This window comes from Dactylosporangium sp. CA-092794 (assembly GCF_050948465.1).
Classification (GTDB): Bacteria; Actinomycetota; Actinomycetes; order Mycobacteriales; family Micromonosporaceae; genus Dactylosporangium.
Map to the genome: position 1 here is coordinate 7533451 of NZ_CP192044.1, position 23898 is coordinate 7557348.

Below are 23898 nucleotides of genomic sequence, written 5' to 3' on the forward strand. Positions count from 1 at the left end.
CGCCCGCGGGCCCGCGGCAATAGGCACTCCCCGCGCAGGAACTAGTACTTTGTTGATGTGGGCCTGAGGCTGGAGCGGTTCGAGGACTACGCCCTCGGCCGCCCCTACCACGCCGCGCTGGTCGAGCTGCGCGGCCGCTCCCAGCCGCACGGCCACCGCGACTACTACGAGGTGATGGTCGTCCTCGACGGCGACGGCCGGCACGAGCTGTCCTCGGCGCACGGCCCGCCCGCGGTCCGCCCCCTGCACCCGGGCGACGTGATCCTGGTCCGCCCCCGCGACCGGCACACCATCGCCGGCGCGGTCAGCTTCTACAACATCGCCTTCCCGGCCGCCGGCTGGCGCGCCTTCGAGGGCCTGGCCCGGCTCGACCCGGCGTGGGACCGCTCGCTCGCCCCGCCCCAGCGGCGCCTGCCCGCCGGCGACGGGCGGGCCGCCGACGCCTGCGCCGCGGTGCTGCGCCGCTTCCAGGACGCGCCCGGCGAACTGGACCTGATCCGCTTCTGGACCGACATCGCCCCGCTGCTGAGCCCGCCCCCGCCCGGCGACCCGCGCCCGGTGGCCACCCCCGGCTGGCTCACGCACGCCGTCGCCGAGATGGGCCGCGAGGAGCACCTGCGCGCCGGGGTACCGCGGCTGCAGGCCCTCGCCCACGTCAGCCCGGCCCACCTGACCCGCAGCATGCGCCGCTTCTACGGCACCACCCCGACCGCCTTCGTCGCCGAGCTGCGGCTCCGCCACGCCGCGACGCTGCTGGCCACCACCACGCGCCCGGTGACCGACATCGCCTACGCGTGCGGCTTCTCCAGCCCGTCGTACTTCACCCGCCGCTTCCGCGAGGCCCACCACACCGCGCCGAGCCAGTTCCGCCGCGCCGCCGCCCGGGCGTTCGTCCCGTCCTGACCCGGCCGCGACCGGATCGGCGCCAGCCCGCCGCGCGGTGCGTCAGGGCACCGGTGCCGCGTCCGTGGCGGGGGTGGTGCGCCGCCGCAGCGCGGCACCGCCCGCGTGCAGGACGGCGGACGCGATGACCGCGGTCGCCACGAAGGACGCGGGCACGAAGTTCGTCACGTCCTCGCCGGAAAAGGCGGCGCGGACGCAGACGACGGCCGTCGCGGCGAACAGCCCACCGACGGCTCCCCGCATGGCGGCCGGCAGGAGGCGCCGGTGCTCGAGCCCGGCGACGACGGCGCCGAGGACACCGACGGCCTGCAACGTCCACCAGGCCGGCCCCGACCATCTGATCGTGAGGCCCATCAGAACGCCGAACACCGCCGGGGCGACGATCAGGGAGAAGGCCTGCCGGCCCCGGGAGAACTCGGCGAACAGCGGTTGCGTGCGGGCCGCTCTGGCTTTGCGCTCGTCGTTTGCAGGCATGTGTCGGACCTCCTCCACGCCGACGGACCGGGATCGGCGGCCGGTCAACCCTCGGCGGCGTGGTGACGCGAGACACACCATACTATGACGTGCACCACAGGGACAACATCCCAACATAGAGTCTGGATCGACGTGTACGCCGACGGCGGCGGCCGGGATCGCGTCAGGCGGTGCGCTTGCGCGGGCTTGAGCCCTTGCGGTTCCCCGCGCCGTTGCGGCGCGCCTCGACCGCGGCCGGAACGGCCCACGCGTCGGCGAGATGCGTGTCGAACACGGCCGCCAACGACTGCAAGGCCCCGTCGAGGTCGACGCCCTCGGGGTCGACGAGCCACTGGAGGTGGATACCGATCACGGCTCCGTTGAGCGCGATCGAGACCTGGCGCTCCCGCTCGGCCGCGACGACGGCGTCGACGCCGGCGGGGCGCTGCAGGCGCAGCCACCGCTCGAGGCCCTTGCGGCGCCGGTCGAGGAACTCCTGATACTGGGCGTGGACCACGCCTGTGCTGCTCATCGCCTCGGTGAGGACCATGAACATCAGCGCCGAGTTGCCGCTGCGCACCCAGTCCGCATAGTCGCGCACGACCTCGGCCAGCGTCGGAATCGTTTCATACCGGTCCGGGCCCAGGAACCGGTCCACGGCGCGTTCGAAGACCGCCATCACCAGGCCGTCCTTGTTCGTGAAGTGCCACGGGATGCTGCCCCGGCTGATCCCGGACCGCTCCGAGATGTCCACGAACGAGGTCCGGTCGAATCCGCGCTCGGCGAACAGCGCCTCGGCCGCATCGAGGATCCGACGCCGGCTCTCCTCGCCGATCTCGTCGATGCGACGCCGTCCCGGTGAACTCACAGTCGTCATCCTAGAGCCGGGCCACGAGCCGCGACCTGCGGGTCTGCGGCGCCCCGCCGTCACCACCAGCCCTGGCGCTTGGCCCAGCCGAGCAGGGTCGCCGACATCACGGCCATGATGACCAGGACCGCGACCAGGTGCGGGGCCTGGGTGTGGTCGCTGACGATGAGGTTCATGCCGTAGACCGACGACAGTGCCGTGATGGGCAGCGTGATCGCGGCGATCACGGCCAGGCGCTCCGCGGCGATCGTCATCTTGGTGTCGGTACGGGCCTTGTAGAACTCGATGACGCCCTGGAGGTACTCCCGCTCGCCGTCGGCCACGCTGCGGACCCGGCCGAACTGGTCCACCACGTCGGTGACCAGGTGCACCGACTCCGGCGGCACCGAGCGCGGCAGGCTCGCCAGCCGCCCGTAGATCGCCCCGCCCAGCGCCGCCATCGTGCGGACCGCGAGCAGGCCGTGGCGGGCCTGGAACAGCTCCTCCAGGAACTGCTCCGGGTTGCCGAGGTGGCCGGCGGTGACCCGCTGCTCCAGCCGCCACACCTCGGCCGTGACGTCCTCGACCAGGGTCTCCTGCAGCCGGCTGATCGACGAGACGATCGCGTAGGACAGCTCGAAGCCCGAGGCCGGCACGAACCGCCCGGACTCGACGCGGCGCAGCACCTCGCGAGTCTGGCGCAGCGGCACGTCCGGCGGGACCGCGGGGTTGGTGGGGCCGTGGACCGTCACGAGGTACCGCTCCCCGATGAACTGATCCAGCTCGACGTAATGCACGTGCCCGCGCGAACCGAAGTGCGGCGCGTGCAGGATGACGAAGACGTGGCCGGGGTACGGATGGATCTTCGGCACCCGGTTGCGCACGGACGCGTCCCGCAGCGCGAGCGGGTGGAAGCCGAACGCCTCCCCCAGCGCCTGCACCGCCTCGCCGTCGCAGGTGGGCACGTCGACCCACACCAGCCCCTCGTCCCGGGCCAGCAACGCCGGCAGCTCGTCCACGGCGTGGGTGGTGACCCCACCGGGCATGATCAGCCGGACGTCCATGCACGCAGCATGCCAGCCCCCGCCACCGCCCGCCAGGCAGCCGTCAGGCCGGCCGGCCTAGGCCGGCCGGCCTGCGTCAGGGTCGCGTCCGCCGGCGTGGTGTATGAGGCCAGCGCCCCCCCGCGGCCGCCGCAGGATGGGCGTCGACGGCCCGGCGGGCACAGCGGTCCTCGCGCCGACCCCGGGCGGCACGGCGGGCGGATGTATGTCTCCGTGCTCATGATGCTCGCAGTGGCGTGGCACGGGTTTTTCATGATCCTGGAGACTTGTGGTACACGGGGGTACATCGCCACTCCGTGATCATGAAAAACCGTTGGTGTCGGTGTCTGGTTCGGCATGATCGCGGAGACTTCGTGTCGCTGCGCCGTGCGGCACGGCGCGTAAACCACCGAACCGACCGCCGCCTCCCATCAACCAACACGATCAAGCGCTGACCGCCTCCGTACACCGCGCCGGCGGACGTGATCCGGCGTCAGGCCGGCAGGCCGGTGCCGCCGGCCACGGCGATGTCCTGGCCGGTGATGTAGGCGGCCCGCGGCGAGGCGAGAAACGCGACGAGCTCGGCGACCTCCTCGGCGGTGCCGAACCGGCCGAACGGGATGTGCGCGGCCACGGCCCCGCGGGCCTCGGGCGGAACGCCCAGCTTGTCCCAGATCTCGGTGGTCACCGCGCCGGGGCTGACCGCGTTGACGCGGATCCGCCGGGGCGCCAGCTCGAGCGCGAGCGACGGCACGAGGGCGAGCAGGGCGCCCTTGCTGGCGGAGAGGGCGGACGCGCCGCCGCCCCGGCCGGCGCCGATCGTGAAGGTCACGCTGGCGCCCTCGTTGAGCAGCGGCAGCGCCTTCTGCAGCGTGAAGAACTGGCCCTTGACGTTGACCGCGAACAGGTCGTCGAAGGTGGCTTCGTCGTACCCCTCGATCGGCAGCGGACGGGAAACGCCGGCGTTGAGGAACAGCACGTCGAGGGAGCCGAACCGGTCGCGGATCTCCTCGATCACGCCGTCCGTGTCGGCCGGCGAGCGGATGTCGGCGCGCCGGACGAGCACGCCGTCGGGCAGGTCGCGCCCGGCCGCGGCGACCGTCTCCGGGTTGCGGCCGGTGACGACGACCCGGTACCCGGTGGAATGCAGCAGCGCGGCCGTCGCCCTGCCGATGCCGGTGGTACCGCCGGTGATCAAGGCTGTGCGTGAGGTCATGTCGTCACGGTAGGTATCGCGCGGCCCACGCGTCCAAGACCTGTTGATCATCGGGTGATACCGCCCAGGCATCGCGGGTAGCCTCGGGCGGGTGGACGTCGACCTGCGCCTGGTGCGCTACTTCACGGTGGTCGCCGAGCACGGCAACTTCCACCGGGCCGCGGCCGCCCTGCGCACCGCGCAGCCGTCGCTCAGCCGGCAGATCCAGCGGCTGGAGCGGGACCTGGGGGTGCGGCTGTTCGAGCGCACGAGCCAGGGCAGCCGCCTCACCGCGGCCGGCGCGGCCTTCCTGCCCGAGGCGCGATCCCTGCTGCGGGCCGCCGACCGGGCGGTGACCCGGACCCGCTCCGCCGGCGGGCCGGGCGCCCTGACCATCGGGTACACCGGAAATCTCATCGTGACCGCGGCGGTGCGCGAACTGCGCCGCCGGCACCCCGGCGCCGGCGTGCACACCCGGCACCTGGCGCCGCCGGAGGTCCCCGTGGCACTGCTCGACCACCGCGTGGACGCGGCCGTCGCCCGGCTGCCGTTCCCGACGGCCCGGTTGAGCGTGACGGTGCTGTACGAGCATCCCCGGGTGCTGGTCGTGCCCGCGACGCACCGGCTGGCCGGCAAGGAGTCGATCGGCCTGGCCGACTTCGCCGACGAGCCGCTGGTCCGCACGTCCGACCCCGAGCTGGACGCCTTCTGGCGCATCGACCCGCGCCCCGGCGGCGAACCGGCCCCCGACGGCCCGCTCGCCACAACCGTCGAGGACAAGCTCGAGCTGGTCGCCGCCGGCGACGCCTTGGCCCTCGCCCCGGCCGGCAACGAGTTCGCCGCGCTGCGCCCCGACCTCACCGCCGTGCTGGTGGACGGCATCGAGCCGTGCCGCGTCGTGCTCGCCACCCGGGCCGGCGAGCGATCCCGGCTGCTCGACGACTTCCACGAGATCGCCACCACCCTGCTGCAGGGCGTCCCCGCGAACTTGGTGCGGCGCCCCCACCCCGGCCCGGCCGCCTGAGCCACGACCGCCGCGGCACCTCGCGGTCCCCGGCCACCCCGCAGCGCGCCGGACGGCCGCGTGGTGGCCGAGCCGGTGGACCCGCGCGCCGGCGCGCACCGCGCCGGCTCACCGAGGCAGGCCCGTCATCCGGTCGAGGATCAGGTTCACGTCCGCCCGGGTCCACCCGATTGCCGGATCGATCGGCACCAGCAGCTTGGGCGCCGCCCGCCCGGCCGCCCACCGCGGTGTGTTGCCGGTGACGGCGCCGGATGGTCAGGTGAGGAAGCCGGCCAGGGCGGCCGTCAGGGCGTCCGGGTTCTCCTCGGCGACGTGGTGGCCGGAGTCGATCGGGTGGCCGCGCAGGTCGCCGGCCCACGGGCGCCAGACGGCGAGCGGATCGCCGTACAGGTCCTCCATGTCGTCGCGGGTCGACCACAGCACCAGGGCCGGGCAGCGGACGGTACGGCCGGCGCGGCGGTCGGCCTCCTCGTGCTCGCGGTCGATGCCGAGGCCGGCGCGGTAGTCCTCCAGCATCGCGCGGACGGTGGCCGGGTCGTGGATGGCCTCGCGGAACTCCCGGTAGTTCCCGGCGCCCATGGTCTGCGGGCCGGCCTCGGCGTACCAGGCGTCGGGGTCGGCGCCGATGGCGCGCTCGGGCTTGTCCGGCTGGGCGAAGAAGAACCAGTGGTACCAGTCGTGGGCGAACTTCGCGTCGCACCTCGCGAGGGCCTCGCTGATCGGCACGCCGTCGATGACCACCAGCCGGCGCACCGCGTCGGGGTGGTCGAGGGCCAGCCGCAGCGCCACGTAGCCGCCGCGGTCGTGGCCGGCCACGGCGAAGCCGGCGTGCCCCAGGGCCTGCATCAACCGCAGCAGGTCGCCGGCCACCGCGCGCTTGGACTGCTGGGCGTGGTCGGGGCGGATCGGCGCCTTGCCGGAGCGGCCGTAGCCGCGCATGTCGGGACAGACGACGGTGAACCCGCGCGCCACCAGCCGGGGCGCGACGCGATGCCACGTCGCACCCGTGCGCGGATGGCCGTGGATGAGCAGGATCGGACGGCCCTGCCCGGCGTGGCGGACCCGCAGCTCCACCGCCCCGACGTCGATCCGCTCGTCCGCGAAACCCTCGAACATCGGCCGATCGTAAGCTCACCGACGAGGCTAGCGGGCCGCGGCGCCCGAGAGTTCCGCGTGCGGCTCGTGGGTGGCTTGCGGTGCGGGGCGGCGGCGGGCGGTGGTGAGCACCGCGGCGGCCGACGCGAGCGTGAACGCCGCCACCGCGGCGAAGGCGATCAGGGTCGCCCGATCCGGGTGTACCACCGACTGGCCCCGCTTGGCCTGCCAGCTCAGCACCGCGAACACGCCGGTGTAGCCCAGGGCGGCGACGCCGACCAGCCGGGCGCGGACCCGTTCGTCGCGCAGCCAGGCGTGGCGGGCGGCGAGGACGCTCAGCGTCGCGGTGAGGAACAGCAGCACCTGGATGGCGTGCAGGCCGGCGAAGTGCGGCACCCGCAGGTCGCCGCCGGTGGTGCTCCAGTCCGTGAGGGGCATGCCGTGGCCGTCGGGGTCGCCGATGCCGTGGCCGCCGACCAGGGACACCGCGTGGCCGTTGGCGTCGGTGACCGTGCGGGGCCGCGGGCCCGAGGACTGGCTGAGCCACAGGGCCACGATCATGCTGGCCAGGGCGAGGCCGAGGCCGGCGCGCAGGGCGCGGGTCAGGGCGCGGTCACCGGTGCGCTGGATCAGCACCAGGATCGCGATGGCCAGCGTGGTGAGCAGCAGCGGCATGATGCCGAAGGAGAACACCGTCTGCACGGTCCGGGCGACCGGGTCGGTGTTCTCGTTGAAGTGGCTGAAGGTGCCGCGCGCGGCCGCGTAGGCGACGGCGCCGACGTCCAGCACCCCGGCGACGGCGAACACGGTGCCGAGCCACCAGCCGAGGCGCCGGCCCCTGCGCAGCTTGGTGAGCAGCCACGACAGGGTCAGGGCGTAGGCCCCCATGGCGAAGCCGAACTTCAGCGGCTTCACCCAGATCGGCTCGTCCAGCAGCAGGCGGTCGTCGGCGAGGACGCCGGCGGCGCAGACCAGCGCCAGGGTGAACATGAGCGTCGCGTTGGCGAGCAGCGGGCGGTGCCAGCCGCGCATCGCGCGGACCGCCGTGGTGAGCAGGGTCATGGCCATCAGCCTGGGCGAATGCCGTCCGGGGAACCATCCGATCCGCCCCCGGACCGGCTCGGGGGTTAACCCCAGTGCCGACCGGCGGCCGGGCGAGGAGACCGCGGCCCGGCGCTAGACCGGGTCGGCGGGGGCCAGTGGGACCTCGAGGCGCTCGGCGAGTTCGTCGTACGAGACGCCGAAGAGCTCCCGCACGACCGCCGTGCCGCCGGTGAGGTCGATCGTGGCCACGTCGGTGTAGATCCGGTCGACGCAGCCGCGGCCGGTCAGCGGGTAGGTGCACGCGGGCACCAGCTTGGGGGTGCCGTCCTTGGCGAACATCGTCATCATGACGAAAATCCGCCGGGCGCCGGTGGCCAGGTCCATGGCGCCGCCGACGGCGGGGATGGCGCCGGCGCCGCCGGTGTGCCAGTTGGCCAGGTCGCCGCCGGCGGAGACCTGGAAGGCGCCGAGCACACACACGTCGATGTGGCCGCCGCGGATCATGGCGAAGGAGTCGGCGTGGTGGAAGTAGGAGGCGCCGGGCCGCTCGGTGACCGGGATCTTGCCGGCGTTGATGAGGTCCTCGTCGATCGGGTCGTCCGGGCCGCCGGTGGCCGGCGGTCCCATGTGGAGCATGCCGTTCTCGGTGTGCAGCACGACCCCGGCGGCCGGGTCGAGGTACTGCGCGACCAGCGTCGGCAGGCCGATGCCGAGGTTGACGACCGCGCCGGGCGGGATGTCCCGCGCCACGCCGGCCGCGATCTGTTCCTTGGTACGCCCGCTCACACCCGCACCACCCGATCGACGTAGATACCTGGCGTCACCACGGCCTCCGGGTCGATGCTGCCGGTCTCGACGATCTCGTGGACCTGCACGGCGACGGTCGCCGCCGCGGTCGCCATCACCGGGCCGAAGTTGCGGGCCGTCTTGCGGTAGACCACGTTGCCCATCCGGTCCGCCCGGTGCGCGCCGACCAGGGCGAGGTCGCCCCGGATCGGGTACTCCAGGACGTAGGTGCGCCCGTCGATCTCCCGGTGTTCCTTGCCCTCGGCGAGCAGCGTGCCGGCGCCGGTGGGGCAGTAGAAGGCGCCGATCCCCGCGCCCGCGGCGCGGAGGCGCTCGGCGAGGGTGCCCTGCGGCACCACCTCCAGCTCGATCCGGCCGGCGCGGTAGAGCCCGTCGAAGACCCACGAGTCGGACTGGCGGGGGAACGAGCAGATGACCTTGCGCACCCGCCCGGCGGCCAGCAGCGCGGCGAGGCCGGTGTCGCCGTTGCCGGCGTTGTTCGACACCACCGTGAGCCCGGTGGCGCCCTGCCGGATGAGCGCGCCGATCAGCTCGGTGGGCATGCCGGCCATGCCGAAGCCGCTCACCAGCACCACGGATCCGTCCGCGACGCCGGCCACGGCCTCGTCGGGGCTCGCGCAGATGACGGTCACGGCCGGCCCCCGCGCACGTTCTCCAGCACCACCGCGAGGGCCTGCCCCACGCCGATGCAGATGGCCGCCACGCCCCACCGCTGCCCGCTCTCGCCGAGGCGCTTGGCCAGGGTGCCGAGGATCCGCGCGCCGGACGCGCCGAGCGGGTGGCCCAGCGCGATGGCGCCGCCCTTGGCGTTGACGATCGCCGGGTCGATCTTCCAGGCGTCGACGCAGGCGAGGCTCTGCACGGCGAAGGCCTCGTTGAGCTCGACCGCGGCCACGTCGGACCAGCCGATGCCGGCCCGGGCCAGCGCGCGGTCGGCCGCCTCGACGGGCGCGAACCCGAACATCTGCGGCTCGGTCGCGGCGGTCCCCCGCCCGGCGATGCGGGCCAGCGGCTCCTGGCCGATCCGGTCGGCGGCCCCCGCCGAGCCGATGAGCAGGGCGCCCGCGCCGTCGCTGAGCGGGGAGGCGTTGCCGGCGGTGATGGTACCGTCGGGGCGGAACGCCGGCTTGAGCGCGGCGAGCCGGTCGGCGTCGGTGTCCGGGCGGATGCCCTCGTCGCGGTCGAGGCCGGCGCCGGGGACCGCGGTCACCAGGTCGGCGTAGAAGCCGTCGTTCCACGCGGCGTGCGCGAGGGCGTGCGACCGGACGGCGAACTCGTCCTGCCGCTCCCGGTCGATGCCGAATCGCTCGCGCAGCTGCTCGTTCGCCTCGCCGAGCGCGACCGTCCACTCGGCCGGCATGCGCTCGTTGACCAGCCGCCAGCCCAGCGTCGTGGACACCGCGGTGACGTCGCCGGCCGGGAATCCGCGGGCCGGCTTGGGCAGCACCCACGGCGCGCGGGTCATCGACTCCACCCCGCCGGCCACGACGATCTCGGCGTCGCCGGTCTCCACCGTGCGCGAGGCGATCATCGCGGCGTCGAGGCTCGAGCCGCACAGCCGGTTGACGGTGGTGGCCGGCGTCCGCACCGGCAGGCCGGCCAGCAGCGCGGCCATCCGCCCGACGTTGCGGTTGTCCTCGCCGGCCTGGTTGGCGCAGCCCCACACGATGTCGCCGATGCCGGCCGGGTCGAGCCGCGGATACCGCGACAGCAGGGCGGCCAGCACCCCGGCGGCGAGGTCGTCGGTGCGCACGCCGGCGAGCGCACCGCCGAAGCGGCCGAACGGGGTCCGCAGCGACCCGTACACGTAACTTCCGGTCATCGCCTCACGCTAACCACCGGCACTCGGAGGTTCCAATACTGAATCGGGCCAGATTGGTAGGGTGCGCTTATGGATGTGCGGCAGCTTCGGTACTTCACGGTGCTGGCCGAGGAGTGCCACTTCGGCCGCGCCGCGGCCCGCCTGCACCTGGCCCAGCCCGCGCTGTCGCAGCAGATCCGCCAGCTCGAGCGGGAGCTCGGCGGCCCGCTGTTCATCCGCTCCACGCGCCGGGTCGAGCTGACCGACGCCGGCACGCTGCTGCTGGCCCGCGCCCGCACCATCCTGGCCCTGCTCGCCCGGGCCGAGGACGAGCAGACCCGGCTCGCACAGGGCCACCTGGGCCGGGTCGCGATCGGGTTCATCGGCACCGCCACCTACCACTCGCTGCCGGGCGTGGCCCGGCAGGTCCGCCGCGAGCTGCCCGGCCTGCAGCTGGACCTGCGCGGCGAGATGCTCAGCCCGGACCTGCTCGCGGCGCTGCTCGACCACATCGTGGACATCGCGGTGACCCGCCCCCCGGCCGACCCGGCCGGCCTGCGGATCACCCCGCTGCGCAGCGAGCCGCTGATCGCCGCCCTGCGCGCCGACGACCCCCGGGCCGCCGCGGACACCGTCGACCTGACCACGCTGGCCGGCGATCCGTTCATCGCCCACCCGTCCGGGCAGCGCTCCTCGATGTACCAATGCATGATCGACACCTGCCGTGCGGCGGGATTCCACCCGGCGGAGGTGATCGAGGTGCGCGAGACGTCGACGCTGGTCACCTTCGTCGCGGCCGGGCTGGGCGTGGCCCTGCTGCCCGAGTCGGTGCGCGCGCTGCGCATCGACGGCGTGGCCTACCGCCCGCTGGCAACGCCCTCGATCCCGGTGGAGCTGGTCATCGCCACCCGGGCCGAGCCGCCCGCGCCCGCCGTCGCCCTGGTCGCCGGCATCGTGGAGACCTGCATCCGCGCGGGCCTGCCCGGCGCTAGGCCTTGATGGCGCCGGCCAGGCCGTTGACGAAGAAGCGTTGCAGCAGGACGAAGAGCACGATGATCGGGACCAGGGTGATGACCGAGCCGGCGCACAGCAGCGTCCACTGGGTCGAGTTCTCGCCGATGAACGCATACATGCCGACCGACAGCGTGCGCTGCTCCGGGCGGGCCAGGGTGAACACCAGCGGGATGAAGTAGCTGTTCCAGGCGCTGATCGCGGTGAACAGCCCGACGGTGGCGAGCATCGGGCCGGACAGCGGCAGCATGATGCGCCAGAAGGTCTGGTGGAAGCCGGCGCCGTCCACGCGGGCCGCGTCCTCCAGCTCCTTGTCGATCGTCTGGAAGTACCCCATGAACAGGAAGGTGCCGAAGACGACGCCGCCGGCGGCCTGCACGATGATGATCGAGAAGAGCGAGTTCAGCAGGCCCAGCCGGTCCATCAGATCGAAGATCGGGATGATCGTGTACCCGTGCGGCAGGAACAGCGTCGCCGAGATGAGGAACAGGCACAGGCTGCGGCCGGGGAACGGGGCGCGGGCCAGCACGTAGCCGGCCATCGCGGTGACCACGAGGGTGGCGGCGCAGGTGCCGAGCGTGATGAGCAGGGTGTTGACGAAGTACGTGCCGAACGAGGCCTCGGCCCACGCCTGCTGGTAGTTGCTCCACAGCAGCTGCGAGGGCAGCGGGTTGAGGCCGCGGCCGAAGAACTCGTCGGTGTCCTTGAGCGAGCTGCCCAGCGTCCACAGGAACGGATACATCCAGGCGAGGCCGCAGACCAGCAGGACGGCATGGGTCATGATCATCGCCAGGCTGGGCCGGCGGCGCCGCCGGGGCGCCGGCGCCGGCTTCGTCGCGGGTTCGGTCACGGGCATCGTGGCCACGGAAGACATGCGGGACCCCTTCCTTACTGCTGCCGCGCAGGCTTACCCGCCCTGCGCCGCGCGAGCGAGCGCAGGACGACGACCTGGACCACCGAGACCGTGATCAGCAGCATCCCGTAGAAGAACGAGGCCGCCGACGCCAGGCCGACGTCGGGGTCGGCCCCGCCGCTGCCGCCGAACGCCAGGTGGTAGATGTAGGTGTTGACGACCTCGGTGGCGAAATACGGGCCGCCGTTGGTGAGCACCTGCACGATGTCGAAGACCTGAAACGAGCCGACGAGCGCGAGCAGCAGGATCACCGCGCCGACCGAGCGCAGCATCGGCACGGTGACGTAGCGGAACTGCGCGATCGCGCCGGCGCCGTCGAGCTTGGCGGCCTCGTAGAGCTCCTCGGGGATGGTCTGCAGGCCGGCCAGGAAGTACACCAGGTTGTAGCCGAGCGTCTGCCAGATGCCGACCACGATGATGATGCCCATCGCGAAGCGCGGATCGCCCAGCCAGTCGACGTAGCCGTGGATGACGTGCAGGTCGCGCAGGATGCCGTTGATGACGTCGCCGAAGTTGGAGAACAGCAGCTGGATGACGACGCCGACGACCGCCGCCGAGGTGACCACCGGGAGGAAGAACACCGTGCGGTAGAACGACGTGAACCGCAGCCGCTGCTGGTTGAGCACCAGCGCGAGGGCCAGGGCGAGCACGAGTTGCACCGGCACCACGACGGCGACGTAGAGGAAGGTGTGCCGCACCGCGCCCCAGAAGATGGCGTCGCCGATGATCCGCCGGAAGTTGTCCAGGCCGACGTACTGGCTCGGGTCGCCGATGCCGTTCCACCGGTAGAGGGTGTACCCGAGCGACGCCCCGATGGGATAGACGATGAAGACCACGAGCAGCGTCATCATCGGCAGTACGTATACGTATGACCAGCGGGCGGCCCATATCCGGCGCACGGGGTCCTCAGCTTTCGTCGGTTCGACGGCCGCCGGGTCGGCGTGCAACCCGGCGGCCGCCCCGGATCAGGAGGTCTTGTTCTGGTACGGCTTGGTCGGGTCCCAGTCGGCGAACGTGAAGTCGGCCGCCGAGACCTTCGCGCCCGCGCCCGCCGCGGCCGCGATCGCGTCGTCCTGGGCCTTGTTGAGCCGCCCCTCCAGGTCGCGCAGCGCCGCGCCGACGTCCTTGAGCTGGCCGGTGTAGAGACCGGCGGCCACGTCGTTGATGTCCGGCTTGACGCTGGCGACCTTCACCTTGGCCACCTCGGGGTTGCGCACCTTCGGGTCGGGCCCGGGCAGGTTGGTCTTCGCGGTGCCGACATACTGCGCGAACGGCGCGAAGGTGACCAGCGACGGGTCGTTGTTCTCCGGATAGACCGACAGGCCCAGGCCCGCCTTGACCCAGCGCCGGCCGGCGTCCTTGCTGTAGAGCCAGTCGAGCCAGGCGAAGGCCGCGTCGGGGTTGGCGGCCTTGGCGGAGATGCCGAACATCCGGCTGCTGCTGCCCTGGCCGTAGTAGAAGTACCCCTGCGGCGTCTCCGTCGGCGAGGGCAGCGTGACCAGGCTGTAGTCGGTGAACTTCGCCTGGGTCCAGGTCGCCTGGCTCCACACGCCGTTGACGATCATGCCGAACTTGCCCTGCGAGAAGAAGGCCCGGGCCTGCTCGTCGGAGATGCTCATCGAGGTGGGGAAGATGAAGCCCCGCTGCTTCCAGTCCAGCAGCAGGCCCAGGAAGTCGGCGTAGTTGCGGTCGCTGCCGTAGGTCCACTTGCCGACCCGGTAGTCGAGGGAGTTGGTGCCGCCGACCGAGCCGGCGCCGCGGCAGAACAGCTCGACGAGCCAGGCCAGGGCGCCGTTGCTGGCGTTGCCGAAGCCCAGGCCGAAGGCCTTGCCGCCGGACTTGGCGGTGATCGCCTCCGCCGTCTTGGTGACGTCGTCCCAGGTCTTGGGGAGTTTGACGGTACCGTCCGGATTGGTGATGCCGGCCTGCTTGAACAGCTCGTGGTGGCAGTAGAGCTGCAGGTTGGAGCCGGCGCCGTTGAACGGTGCGCTGTAGGTCTTGCCGCCGAAGACGTTGCCGCCCTCGGCGAACCAGCCGGGGCCGAACCGGGCCTTCCAGCCGTCGTTGGCCCACTTGTCCAGCGGCAGCAGCCAGCCGGAGCTGACCTGCTCCTCGATCGCCGGGGTGCGCGGCAGCTGGAACACGTCGGGCGCGGTGTTGCTGCGCACGGCGAGCGAGAGCAGGTCCGGATACTTGTCGGTGACCTGCGTGGTCTTCTTGATCGCGGTGCCGCCGTGCGCCTGCTGGAAGAGCTTGATCTCCTCGTCCATCCAGGCGGCCTGGCTGACCAGCCAGTCCCAGCTGGTCACCTGGGAACCCTCGGACGACGTGTCGTCCGAGCCGCAGGCGGCCAGCGCGGAGCCGATGGTGGGTGCGAAGGCCGCCGCGATCGCGGCCTTCATCAAACTACGTCGGTTCATGATCGTTCTCCTGAGCAGCAGGTTATACGCACTGGGGTGTCATCGCGGTGACGGTCACGCTCTGCCCGCCCAGCTGCCAGGTCACCGAGGAGCCGGACGTGAAGGGCACGGCCACCCGGCGGGGCCGCTGGAAGGGCAGGAACGCCACCGGCTGGCCGCGATCGGCGGGAGCCGGGGTGAAGGTGTTGGCCGCGCCGATCGGCACCGGCAGCCCGAAGGCGTTGGGGTTGTTGTAGCCGAAGTACGCCGTGTAGGCGTTGCCGCCGGCCGGTAGCACGCACACGTCGCGCGGCACGACCTTCGAGAACGCGGTCTCGTCGGTGCCGGCCGGCTGCAGGGCGGCGTCGTCGACGTAGAGGTCGTCGGCGCCGGCCGTGGTGCTGATCCACCACTCGGCCTTGGTCAGCGTCTTGGTCCAGCTCAGCTGGACGTTGTTGGCCGACACCTGGGTCCACGCGCCGGCCGTGACGGTGCCCTGGGCCATCGGCACGCTCGAAGAGGTGCCGTCGCTGAAGGACAGCTTCGCCTTGATCAGCGCCGTCGTCGGCGGTGCGCCGTCGGCCAGCCGGATCCACGCCGAGGTCTTGTAGCTCGCGCCGTTGGTGAGCTGCACGCCCTGGGCCGGGCCGGCCCACTCGTAGGTGCGGTTCGTGGCCCGCAGCGCCTTGCCACCGGTGTGCACCGGCGAGGTCACCGCGCTCGCCGTGCAGGGCGAGAAGCAGTACCAGCCGGGGGCGGTGGTCTCCACGTCGCCGTTGCCCAGCAGGTCCACGCCGGCCGGCGGCGAGGCGTGCACGTTGAACACGGCGTCGTCGACGAGCAGGTCCGGGGTGCCGGCGGTGGTGTCGACCCACCACTCGGCCCGCGTGTAGGAACCGGGGAAGGTCACCGGCACGTCGCTCGCCTTGACCTGGGTCCAGCCGGCGTCGCTGACCTGGGCCGAGCCGAAGCCGATCGTGTACTGCCCGGTCGAGGTCCACACCTTCAGCCGGATCTCGGCGGTCGCGGTGCCGGGCGTGGCCAGCCGCACGTAGGCGGAGGCGTCGTAGCGGCCGTTGAGCCCGACGGTCACGCCCTGGGCCGGGCCGACCCAGTTGGCGGTGCGGCCGGTCACCTTGAGCGCGCCGGAGCCGGCGTGCGTCGGGCTGCTCGCCACCGAGAGGCTGCCGCAGGCGCCGAGGCAGTACCAGCCGCTGGTGCTGCCGCCCTCGGCGTCGCCGTTGGCCAGGGTGTTGAGGTTGCCGGGCAGCTTCGGGGTGACCCAGGGCGGCGCCGGGGAGGCCGGTGCCGTGCCGACGGTCGGGGTGAGCGCCACCTCGTCGAAGGTGCAGGACAGCCCGGCGGGCACGCCCGGGTTCTGCCAGAGGAATGTTTCCGCCCAGCCGGTACCGCTGGGCGGCGTGAACGCGGCGACCTTCTGCGTGTAGGCGGTCTCGTCGCGATAGTTCAGCGTGTACTGGAAGCTGGTCGTCCCGGGCGCCGGCCCGCCGCGCACGCCGATGTAGCACTGGTTGCCCGGCCCGCTGGACTTGCCCCAGCCGGTCAGCGTGTAGCTGGTGCCGGGCGTGAGGCCGAGCACCGGCTGGCTGAGCCCGCCGCCGGTGGCGCTGACCGTGGTGCGGGCCGCGCCCGAGCCGCCGATCGCGTCGCCGACCGGCGCCGCGCCCGAGGCGAGCGGCGTCCAGCCGTTCGTGCCGTGCTCGAAGCCGCCGCCGGGCAGCTTGTTGCCGTCGCCGGTGCGCACGCTGATCGGGATGCCGTCGGCGACGACCTTCACGGTGGCGCCGGCGTTGGTCGGCATGCTCACCGCGACCTGCTTGGCGACGCCGTTGACGGTGACGGTGACGAGGTAGTCGCCCTGGAAGCCGCGGACGCTGTACCGCCCGGACTGCGCCGTCTTGCCCGACGCGTTGGTCCACCACTGGTGGAACAGCAAATCCTGGAGCACCTGGAGGTTGGGCTTGGGCGTCCAGTCGGGCCGGTAGTAGGCGACCAGCGGGTTCCAGATGTTGTTCTGCCAGAAGCCGAAGCTGCTCACGCCGGTGATGTCCGGGTAGCTGTACGCCATGGTGAGGAAGTCGCGGGTGTAGTCCGCCTGCAGCTGCTCGTCGTCGGTGGCCACGTCGAACTCGGTGATCTTCAGCGGCAGGCCGAGGTTCGCGTAGCGGTCGAACAGGGCGGGCAGGTCCTGCGGCGGGGTGAGCTGCAGGCCGGTGAAGTGGCCCTGGATGCCCAGCGCGTCGACCGGCGCGTGCTGCGCCTTGAGCGAGGAGAGCAGGTCGTAGACGTACTGCTGCTTGCGCAGGTTCCAGCCGTTGTCCTCGATGAGGTCGTACTCGTTGAGGTACAGCTCCGCCTGCGGGTCGGCCTGGCGGGCCAGGGTGAACCAGCGGCCGATCTCGGCCTGGCCGAGGATGTCGGTGACGTTGTGCTCCGAGTACGGCTCGTTGACCACGTCCCACTCGCCGGCGATGCCCTTGAGCGCGCCGGCCTCGTCGGTGACGTGGGCGTCGATGCGGGCCCGCAGCGCGGCCGGGTCGCCGGCCAGGTTCTTCACGTCGGGCGGCATCAGCCCCCAGGAGCCCCAGACCAGGTTGTGCCCGTGGACCTTGATGTCGTTGTCCCGCAGCCACTCCAGCGCCGGCAGCGTGCTGCGGGTGCGCAGGGCCTGGTCCTCCCAGTAGTTCCACTTCAGGTCGTTGCCCAGGGACAGCGAGTTGAAATTGCCGGTGACCGCGTCGCGGTACTTCGCGCCGTCCGGCGAGTCGGACAGCAGCCACTGCGCGGACGCGGCGGTGCCGAAGTCGAACGCGTGGTCCTGCATCTTCACCGAGACGTCGGCATCGGGCACCGGGTGACCGGCGGTGTCGACCACGTCGACGCGCAGGTCGCCCTTGCGGTACTGGTCGATGCGGGCCGCGGCGGACGCGCGCCAGGCGGCGTTGCTCTCCCGGCCGGCGTAGGTCACCGCGGGCCAGCCGGCCGGGCTGCCCGGGCCGTAGTCCAGCACGGACACCCCGGCGATCTGCAGCACCTGCGGGCCGTAGCCCAGCCACAGCTGGAAGTGCGCGTCGCCGGGCCCGTAGTTCTCGGCGATGCGGAACGGGAACTGGAACTTCTGCCACTGCGCGCCGAGCTTCAGCGGGGCGTTGGCCGACTTGGTGTAGCTGCCGCCGTCGCGCTCGAAGATGAAGGTCGCCTCCCCAAAGCCACTGCCGGCGTCGGTGCCGGCGATCGGCTGGACCGAGCGGGCCCAGAAGGTGGCCAGGGCGGCGTCGCCCTGCGCGACGGTGCCGGCGATGTCGGCGCCGAGGGCGATCTCGTACTCGCCGTCGAGCCCGGCGCTGTGCGGCGCGGCCGTGGTGGTGACCTGCAGTGCCTGGCTGAAGTCTGGGTTGCCGGTGATCGGTACGAGCTGCGTGGTGGGCGGGGTGTCGCCCTTGACCTGGGTGAACGCGGTCAGCGGGTCGGCCGGCATGATCTCGGCCGGCGGTGCGGCGTGCGCGGGATCGGCGGCCAGGACCGCCGCGGCGCCGACCAGCACGGCCACGAGGCCGGCCGCGATCGGTGGGCGGAAGCGTTTCATGAGCGATGCCTTTCCAGTGCTGGTGGCAGCGCTTCACCGACGCTGGTGTCCACATGGGACACAGCGGTGGGCGAAGGGTGTTGGGGTGTGTGCTAGCGCTGGGTGCTGATGTTCGGTCCGAGCCCGCTCCACGGCCGGTGCGTCTCCGGCCGGGGCTCGGCGGTGCGGGCCGGCGGGTAGGGCGCCGACGGGACCCGGGCGGTGCTCTCCCGGACGATCAGGCCGGTCGGGAGCGTGATCACCGGCTCGGTGCCGCCGCTGCCGTCGATCATGGCGAGCAGCATCCCGGCGGCCGCCATGCCCATCTCCGGGAAGGGCTGGCGCACCGTGGTCAGCGGCGGATGGGTGTCGGCCGACGAGGCGATGTCGTCGAAGCCGACGACGGAGATGTCCTGCGGCACGCGCAGGCCGCAGTCGATCGCCGCCTCCATGACCGCGTAGGCCGTGTTGTCGTTCTGCGCGACCACCGCCGTCGGCCGGTCCGGGCCGGTGAGCAGCTCACTCACCCGCTCCCGGACGGTCGGGGCGTGGAAGGCGCCGGCGGCGGTGAGCCGGGGATCGGCGGCGATGCCCGCCTCGGCGAGGCCGTCGAGATAGCCGCGGTACCGGTCCTGGCAGCACGCGTACTCCATCAGGCCCTGCACGCAGGCGATGCGCGTGTGCCCGAGCTCGATGAGGTGCCGCAGCGCGATCCGGGTGCCGTCGTAGTTGTCCGCCCGCACGGACGGCAGCCGCGACGGCGTGGCGAGGGTGTTGACCAGCACCACGGGCAGCCCGGAGCGGTGCAGCTGCTCCAGCGGCTCGAGGGGCTGGTCGTGGGTGACCACGAGCAGGCCGGCGGACAGCCCGGAGGCGGTGATGCGCTCCACCAGCGGGCCGTAGTCCTTCTCGTTGGTCGCGGTGTACAGGATGATCTCGTACGGCGACGGCTCGAAGACCGACGCGACGCCGTAGTTGACCGCGGCGACCATGTGCCAGGTCAGGCCCGGCACGATCATCCCGATGAACGGCGTGCGCCCCTTGGCCAGGGCAGTCGCCGCGGTGCTGGGGGTGTAGTTGTGGCTGCGCATGACCTCGAGGACCCGCTCGCGCGTGGCCGGGTCGACCTTCGGGCTGTTGTTGAGCACGAGCGAGACCGTGCTCTTGGACAGCCCGGCCAGCTGCGCGATGTCGCGAATCGTCAGCTTCGGCATGCCGGCCCTCCGTCATGGCTCCAGGTACCCGTGGTGTGGGCTCCATTGTTGGGGTACGTGCCTCCGCCCGGGGAGGCACCGTGGGGATCACTGTTTTCGCCGGTCGCGTTGGATCGGTCCAACGCCTGAGCCGGACGCTAGCAGTGGACCGGTCCAATGGCAATCCCCCAGTTCCCGGCCCCGGCCGTTGCGCTCGCCGCGGGCGGGATGGCAAGCTCGCAGTCTCAAGCCGTCACGGGCCTCGCCGGTCACCGACGCTTCGTTGAGGAACCGGCATGACCGCAGGCTATTCGCTGCCCGACTTCGCCTTCGACCTCCGCCGCCACGCCAACCCCGACCAGGCGTGGGTGAGCAGCGGCTGGACCGCCGTGCGCGCCGTGCCCGGCACGGTGTGCGGGGCCGGCGGCTGCTTCGCCCCGCCCTACGCCGCGCCGGACAGCGCGCTGACGGTGACCCTGGAGGTCGACGGCCGCCCGGTCGACGACGGCGTCCGCCCCGGCATCGCCGGCTTCGGCCGCGGCGTGCTGAGCTCCGGCGGCACCTGGCGGCCGGACCGGATCGAGCGGAGCGGGACGTTCCACCAGTACGGCGACGGCGGCCTCGTCTCGCTCGCCGTGCGCAGCCGGCTCACGCCCCGCCACGGCGCCGGCGGCTACACCCTGGAGGTCACGGTCGGCAACCGCGCGGACCGTGAGGCCGAGGTCCGGCTGCTGCCCCGGCTGTCGGCCGGCCGGCCGATGCGGGTGCCGCTGGCCGAGTGGGGCTGGATGCCGCCCCGGCCCGAGGACCCGGCGACCGGGGCGGCGACGCTGACGCTGACGCACGGCACCCTCGAGGCCCGCATCCCGGCCGGTGGCTCCGCCGGGTTCGTGCTCGGGGTCGAGCTGGGCACCGGGGGTACCCCCACGGAAAACCCGGCGGACTGGGCTCGTGACGCCACCGCCCGCTGGGAACGGCGCCTCGGCACCGCCCTCGCCGCGGTCCCCCGCCTGGAGACGGACATCCCGGGCCTGGACGCCTACTGGCGGCGCAGCCTGGCCAGCGGCCTGGTCTGCCTGTGGGACAACCCGTCGTTCGTTACCAGCCCGTTCGTGGCCACGTCGGGCATCGACGGCGGCGCACTGTGCGCCTACATGTGGGACACCGGCGGCTACGCGCCCAACGTCCTGGCCCTGATGCTCGGCGACACGGCGACGGACCTGCTGGAGGCCCTGCTGAAGGCCGACCTGACGCAGCACTACGCGATCGCACCGGACGGCACCGGCCTGGGCGTGGCCTACGCCTACAGCGGCTGGTCCCTGGTCACCCTGACCACCGCCGTCGCCGCCCAGCGCGGCATCGCGCCCGGCCTGGTGGAGCGCCTGCACGACACGATCGCCGCGCTCGACGCCCGCTTCCCGGCCGCCGGCGAACTGCGCGACTACGGCACCCAGCACAACCTGCTGGAGATGCGCGGCGCCGGCTGGGAGCACGTGGTCGCCAGCCCCAACGCCGAGCGGGCCGGATACCTCGACGCCCTGGCCGCCCTGGCCGAGGCCTCGGGCGCGGTACTGCCGGTCGCCGACCTGCGGGCCACCGCCGGGCGGGTCCGCGCCGCGGTCGCCGCCGAGCTGTGGGACCCGCAGGCCCGCTGGTTCCGCAGCCGCTACCCGGACGGCCACACGGAGCTGGCCTACTCGATCCAGGCCTACGACGCCCTGCGCGCCGGCGCCTGCACCCCCGACATGGCCGAGGCCCTGCTCGACCGCATCCGCCCCGGCGCCTTCCTGGGCACCTACGGCGTGAGCAGCGTCAGCGCCGAGGACGAGCGCCACTACGAACTGGGCGACACGGACTGGTCGGGCGGCGGCGCCTACACCGGCGAGGCCCCGCAGCTGGCCCTGACCCTGTGGGAACTGGGCCGCCCCGCGCTGGCCTGGACGGTCCTGTCCCGCCTGCTGTGGATGGGCGAGCACTACCCGTACTTCCCGCAGGAGCACTACGCCGACCGCCCGGCCGCACCCCCCACCGGCCGCCGCGCCAACGTCATCGCCGGCCTCACCGGCGCCGAGGCCATCCTGCTGGGCCTGGCGGGTATCCGCCCCCGCCCGGACGGCGGCCTGCTCATCGCGCCGCCACCACCCCCTGGCAACCTCACCTTGCAGGGCCTACGCTGGCGCGGCCGCACCATCGACGTCGAGTGCACTCCGACCGGCACCCAGGTCACCGTCGACGGCCACGCCGTCTCCCCCGCCCCCGTCGTGCTGCCCGCGCCGTAGACCAAGCCTTGGAGGCAGCCATCGCGACCGAATGGACCAACGACCTGGCCATCGAGCGCTGGGGCGCGATGCCCCGCGACGCACTGCGGGCCACGGCCCGCGACGGCGACTTCGCCAAGCGCCACCTGATCAACCCGGTTCTCCTGCGCCTGCTCGGCGACGTGACCGCGCGGCGGGTGCTCGACGCCGGCTGCGGCAACGGCTACCTCAGCCGGATGCTGGCCGGGCGCGGCGCCCGGGTCGTCGGCGTCGAGCCCGGCCGGTCGCTGTTCGACTTCGCCGTGGAGCGGGAGACCGCCGCGCCGCAGGGCATCCGGTACGTCCGGGCCGACCTGTGCGCCCTGCCGGACCTCGGCCCACCGTTCGACGCCGCGGTCGCCAGCATGGTCCTGCCCGCCGTCCCGGACTGGACCGGCGCCATGCGGGCGTGCGTGCGCGCGCTCAAACCCGGCGGCTTGTTCGTCTTCACGGTCAACCACCCGTGCTTCGAGCGGCTGTGGTCGTCGTGGCGCCGGCACGGCGAGTACCGCACGGACTGCTACCTCGCCGAGTACGAGATTCCCGGGCCCAGCGGCGTCGACTTCCACCGCACCGTCTCGGCCTACCTCAACCAGCTCATCGGCCTCGGCTGCCGGCTGACCGAGATCGCCGAGCCCGGCCTGACCCCCGAGGCCGCCGCCGACGGCCCCGACGGCATCGACGCCTACGTCCACCTCCCGAACTTCCTCATCGTCGCCGCCCGCCGCGCCACCTGACCCCGCCGCCCGCCGCGCCACCTGACCCCGCCGCCCGCGCGGCGATGGCCGCCGGTGGGGCACGATCCGTCATCGGCGCCGGCCCCTGGGCGGCGCGGCCGGGGCCGACGTCGCGGATTTCGCACCCGCTCGGCGCGATATCCGATCCGCGCGGCCCGGCCGGATGTATGTCTCCGTGATCATGATGCCCGCGGTGACCGCACACCGGGTTTGCCATGATCCCGGAGACTTGTGGTACACGGGGGTACATCAGCGCTCCGCGATCATGAAAAACCGTTGGTGTCAGTGCCAGTTGCGCATGATCGCGGAGACTTCCGGTCGCTGCGCCGTGCTCGGCGGCGTGCAGCGCCCGCCGCGGGAACGTGATCGCCGATCGTGCCCGGCGGATCACGCCTGAACGTCGGTCTGTGCTCTGGGTGAGCGGCGCGTGTGGGGCCGGTGAGCAGTCCGCGTGAGCCTTTCGGTCGAGGGGGAAAGGCGGCCCGCGCCAGCCCGGGCCCCAGCGCGGTGCGCGGCCGCGTCGCGAGTCGAGCGCGCCGTCACGCGCGGCGCGCTTGTGATCGGCGCCGCCGGTGCTGCCGACCGGAGCTGCCGGCGCTTGCTGGGCGCGGAGCCGACGGTCACGCGTTCCGCTCGCGCGCGGAGGTGGGCGGGCGGAGGCCGGTCAGGCCGGGGCGGTTCCGGTCACCGCCCAGGCGCGGGCGGTGAGTGGGATGGTCCCGTCCGGGCCGGAGGGCAGGCGGGCGCGCAGCAGGTCGCGCAGGGCGGTGCGGTGGTCCTCGGTGAGGGACGCGACGTAGCCGGGCGCGGGTCCCTGGCCGCCGAGGAACGGGCGCCAGAAGTCGGCGAAGCCAGCGAACACCGTTGCGATCTCGATCTCCCGCACCGTCACCGCCCGCAGGCCGGCGGCGGTCCACAGGTCGGTCAGCGGCCCGGGGTGGCAGAGCGGGAAGCGGCGGCCCTCGTCGCGGTCGGCGGCGGGTGGGTCGAGGGTGGCGGCGGCGTCCCAGAAGTACCGTAACATCGCCATGCCGCCGGCATAGTCCCAGACATAGGCGGCCACCACGCCGCCCGGCGCGGCCAGCCGGGTGAGCTCGGCGGCGGCTCGGCCGGGGTCGGGCACGAAGTTCAGGGCCAGGCCGCTGACCACCGCGTCGAACGTGTGGTCGGCGAAGGGCAGCGCCCGGGCGTCGGCGGCGCAGAACGACGCGCGGCCGGGTGGCACGCGGGAGCGGGCGCTGGTCAGGAAGCCCGCGGACGGGTCGACGCCGGCGAGCCGGGCCGGGTCCGCCAGCGCCGAGATCCGGGCGGTCAGGGCCCCGGTGCCGCAGCCGACGTCGAGCCAGCGCCGGCGGGCGGGCACGGCCAGCCACTCCAGGAACCGGTCGGCGACGCGGACGCTCCACCGGCCGACGTACGCCTCGTAGGCATCGCCGAGCGCCCACACATCGCCGCCCACGGGGGTGAGCGTAGCGGGCGCGGGCACGCAGGTGACGCGGGGTGAACCGGGCGCGGAGCGCCCGGCCGGGGCGCGGACCCAGGCGATAGGC

At 73.1% G+C, this 23898-nt stretch carries 20 protein-coding genes; 5 read left to right on the forward strand and 15 right to left on the reverse strand.

The features are described 5' to 3' along the window. Positions 1 to 57 precede the first annotated feature (57 nt). Positions 58 to 903: an AraC family transcriptional regulator gene (locus ACQPXD_RS32030; RefSeq protein ID WP_432825061.1), complete on the forward strand. Its 846-nt coding sequence runs from the start codon at positions 58 to 60 to the stop codon at positions 901 to 903. 42 nt (positions 904 to 945) lie between these two features. Here ACQPXD_RS32030 and ACQPXD_RS32035 read toward each other — a convergent pair whose 3' ends face one another. From ACQPXD_RS32035 to ACQPXD_RS32050, 4 genes are all read right to left on the reverse strand, one after another. Next, positions 946 to 1377 (reverse strand): hypothetical protein, encoded by a 432-nt coding sequence (locus ACQPXD_RS32035; RefSeq protein ID WP_432825062.1) that lies wholly within the window; start codon positions 1375 to 1377, stop codon positions 946 to 948. Positions 1378 to 1540: 163 nt separating this feature from the next. Further along, positions 1541 to 2224, reverse strand: coding sequence for a TetR/AcrR family transcriptional regulator (locus tag ACQPXD_RS32040; protein ID WP_432825063.1), 684 nt, complete (start codon positions 2222 to 2224; stop codon positions 1541 to 1543). Between the two features lie 59 nt (positions 2225 to 2283). After that, positions 2284 to 3267 (reverse strand): magnesium transporter CorA family protein, encoded by a 984-nt coding sequence (locus ACQPXD_RS32045; protein WP_432825064.1) that lies wholly within the window; start codon positions 3265 to 3267, stop codon positions 2284 to 2286. Between the two features lie 472 nt (positions 3268 to 3739). Then, entirely contained in the window at positions 3740 to 4462 is a 723-nt protein-coding gene (locus ACQPXD_RS32050) for an SDR family oxidoreductase (protein WP_432825065.1), read from the reverse strand. Between the two features lie 91 nt (positions 4463 to 4553). Between ACQPXD_RS32050 and ACQPXD_RS32055 the strand changes: the two genes are divergently transcribed. Continuing rightward, on the forward strand, positions 4554 to 5465 hold the full coding sequence (locus ACQPXD_RS32055) for a LysR substrate-binding domain-containing protein (RefSeq protein ID WP_432825066.1): 912 nt from the start codon (positions 4554 to 4556) through the stop codon (positions 5463 to 5465). A 255-nt stretch (positions 5466 to 5720) separates the two neighbouring features. Here the strand turns inward: ACQPXD_RS32055 and ACQPXD_RS32060 are convergent, their stop codons facing one another. From ACQPXD_RS32060 to ACQPXD_RS32080, 5 genes are all read right to left on the reverse strand, one after another. Then, on the reverse strand, positions 5721 to 6581 hold the full coding sequence (locus tag ACQPXD_RS32060; protein ID WP_432825067.1) for an alpha/beta fold hydrolase: 861 nt from the start codon (positions 6579 to 6581) through the stop codon (positions 5721 to 5723). A gap of 27 nt (positions 6582 to 6608) precedes the next feature. Beyond that, entirely contained in the window at positions 6609 to 7622 is a 1014-nt protein-coding gene (locus ACQPXD_RS32065; protein WP_432825068.1) for a hypothetical protein, read from the reverse strand. A gap of 114 nt (positions 7623 to 7736) precedes the next feature. Then, a complete protein-coding gene (locus ACQPXD_RS32070; RefSeq protein ID WP_432825069.1) occupies positions 7737 to 8390 on the reverse strand; it encodes a 3-oxoacid CoA-transferase subunit B in 654 nt (217 codons plus the stop codon). Beyond that, a complete protein-coding gene (locus tag ACQPXD_RS32075) occupies positions 8387 to 9043 on the reverse strand; it encodes a 3-oxoacid CoA-transferase subunit A (RefSeq protein ID WP_432825070.1) in 657 nt (218 codons plus the stop codon). The genes ACQPXD_RS32070 and ACQPXD_RS32075 overlap by 4 nt, the downstream gene beginning before the upstream one ends. Further along, a complete protein-coding gene (locus ACQPXD_RS32080; RefSeq protein WP_432825071.1) occupies positions 9040 to 10233 on the reverse strand; it encodes a thiolase family protein in 1194 nt (397 codons plus the stop codon). The genes ACQPXD_RS32075 and ACQPXD_RS32080 overlap by 4 nt, the downstream gene beginning before the upstream one ends. Before the next feature lie 69 nt (positions 10234 to 10302). On the opposite strand from ACQPXD_RS32080, the gene ACQPXD_RS32085 reads away from it, so the two are divergent. Then, positions 10303 to 11211, forward strand: a complete 909-nt coding sequence (locus ACQPXD_RS32085; RefSeq protein WP_432825072.1) for a LysR substrate-binding domain-containing protein — start codon at positions 10303 to 10305, stop codon at positions 11209 to 11211. Here ACQPXD_RS32085 and ACQPXD_RS32090 read toward each other — a convergent pair. The 5 genes from ACQPXD_RS32090 to ACQPXD_RS32110 form a co-directional block, all read right to left on the reverse strand. Beyond that, the gene (locus ACQPXD_RS32090) at positions 11201 to 12097 is read right to left on the reverse strand and encodes a carbohydrate ABC transporter permease (RefSeq protein WP_432825073.1); all 897 of its coding nucleotides are present in this window, start codon (positions 12095 to 12097) and stop codon (positions 11201 to 11203) included. The genes ACQPXD_RS32085 and ACQPXD_RS32090 overlap by 11 nt on opposite strands. A 14-nt stretch (positions 12098 to 12111) precedes the next feature. Then, entirely contained in the window at positions 12112 to 12987 is an 876-nt protein-coding gene (locus tag ACQPXD_RS32095; protein WP_432825074.1) for a carbohydrate ABC transporter permease, read from the reverse strand. Positions 12988 to 13101: 114 nt separating this feature from the next. Continuing rightward, positions 13102 to 14556, reverse strand: coding sequence for an ABC transporter substrate-binding protein (locus ACQPXD_RS32100; protein WP_432825075.1), 1455 nt, complete (start codon positions 14554 to 14556; stop codon positions 13102 to 13104). A gap of 22 nt (positions 14557 to 14578) precedes the next feature. Next, complete coding sequence (locus tag ACQPXD_RS32105) at positions 14579 to 18142, reverse strand: endo-1,4-beta-xylanase (protein WP_432825076.1); 3564 nt, start codon at positions 18140 to 18142, stop codon at positions 14579 to 14581. A gap of 92 nt (positions 18143 to 18234) precedes the next feature. After that, positions 18235 to 19335: a LacI family DNA-binding transcriptional regulator gene (locus ACQPXD_RS32110; RefSeq protein ID WP_432825077.1), complete on the reverse strand. Its 1101-nt coding sequence runs from the start codon at positions 19333 to 19335 to the stop codon at positions 18235 to 18237. A 275-nt stretch (positions 19336 to 19610) separates the two neighbouring features. Between ACQPXD_RS32110 and ACQPXD_RS32115 the strand changes: the two genes are divergently transcribed. Both ACQPXD_RS32115 and ACQPXD_RS32120 read left to right on the forward strand, forming a co-directional pair. Then, on the forward strand, positions 19611 to 21593 hold the full coding sequence (locus ACQPXD_RS32115; RefSeq protein WP_432825078.1) for an MGH1-like glycoside hydrolase domain-containing protein: 1983 nt from the start codon (positions 19611 to 19613) through the stop codon (positions 21591 to 21593). 8 nt (positions 21594 to 21601) lie between these two features. Next, the gene (locus ACQPXD_RS32120; RefSeq protein ID WP_432825079.1) at positions 21602 to 22348 is read left to right on the forward strand and encodes a class I SAM-dependent methyltransferase; all 747 of its coding nucleotides are present in this window, start codon (positions 21602 to 21604) and stop codon (positions 22346 to 22348) included. Between the two features lie 664 nt (positions 22349 to 23012). Here ACQPXD_RS32120 and ACQPXD_RS32125 read toward each other — a convergent pair. Continuing rightward, positions 23013 to 23807, reverse strand: coding sequence for a class I SAM-dependent methyltransferase (locus tag ACQPXD_RS32125; protein WP_432825080.1), 795 nt, complete (start codon positions 23805 to 23807; stop codon positions 23013 to 23015). Between the last annotated feature and the right edge of the window lie 91 nt (positions 23808 to 23898).